The sequence below is a fragment of the Streptomyces fuscigenes genome, from assembly GCF_021556455.1.
GTDB classification, from domain to species: domain Bacteria; phylum Actinomycetota; class Actinomycetes; order Streptomycetales; family Streptomycetaceae; genus Streptomyces; species Streptomyces fuscigenes.
On sequence record NZ_JAKGCV010000801.1, the window covers coordinates 1 to 1,080 of the forward strand.

1 protein-coding gene is annotated in these 1,080 nt (G+C 77.0%); it reads right to left on the reverse strand.

The window, feature by feature from the left end:
- Positions 1-76 precede the first annotated feature (76 nt).
- On the reverse strand, positions 77-1,080 hold a 1,004-nt coding region (locus L1885_RS28660; protein WP_268984635.1), incomplete at its 5' end, for an SDR family oxidoreductase.

Consider the following 1,080-nt stretch of genomic DNA (forward strand, 5'->3'; position numbering starts at 1 on the left):
GCCCGGGCCGGGGCGGCGGCCCGCGCCCCTGCCCGCGCCCCGGTCGGTGGGCGGCCCAGGCCGTGTCAGACACGGCCTAGCGGGTCAGGAGCGTCCACGGGTCGGGCGCCGCGAGCGCCAGGCGCGGCTTGCCCTCCGCCCAGCGGCGCACCGCGCGCTCCAGGACGGCACCCGGGTCGCGGACGCGGTGCGTGGGTTCGAACGGCGACGCCATGCTCGTGTAGCTCTGGAACATCGCCAGCAGCCTCACGGCCTGCTGCTGGAACGGCGAGAGGTACTGGTCGGCCAGCGGCAGGAAGAAGCGGTTCCACGCCTCCGTCGCGACGAACGGCGGCTGCTCGATCGGCGCCGCCCCGTGGGCCTGCCTGAACTCGTTCAGGGTGCCGCACGCGATCGAGACCAGCGACGCGAGGCGCAGGCTGTCCGCGCCGCCCGCGATCACCTCGACCACGGGCGCGGCGGGCGGGGCGCCGAGGGCCGCCCGCACCACGACGTCGGCGACCTCGTCGACCGGGCTGATCTCCGCGTAGCCCTCCGGATCGCCGACGATCACCGCGGCCGTGCCGGAGACCAGGGCGTGCAGGATCGTGTACGGGCCGGAGAAGCGGGCGATCGCGCCGGTGTCCCTGCGGCCCATGACCAGCGGCGGCCGGACGATGGTCAGCGGTCCGGGGTGCACCTCGCGCACCACGCGCTCGCACACGGCCTTCGACCACTCGTAGCCGTTGCGGTAGCCCTCGAACTCGGCCCCCCGCAGGTCGTCGGCCGACCGGCGGCCGCCGACGTACGCCGTCGAGACGTGCACCACGTGCGTGTCCCGGTCGGCGAGGTCGAGCACCGCCCGCAGCGGCGCGACGTTCGCGGCCTCGGCCTCCGGTCGGCTGAGCGTCCACCGGGTGGAGGCCGCGCAGTGCACGATCACGTCCCAGTGCCCGGACAGGGCGGCGGGCGGCGGCTCCGCGCCGATCGCCCAGCACGTCACCGCCGTGCCGCGCGCCCGCCGGGCCACCGCCGTGACCGAGGGCGCCGCGAGGGCCGCGGGGGTTGCAGGGGCCACCGCCGTGACCGCGAGGGCCGCGG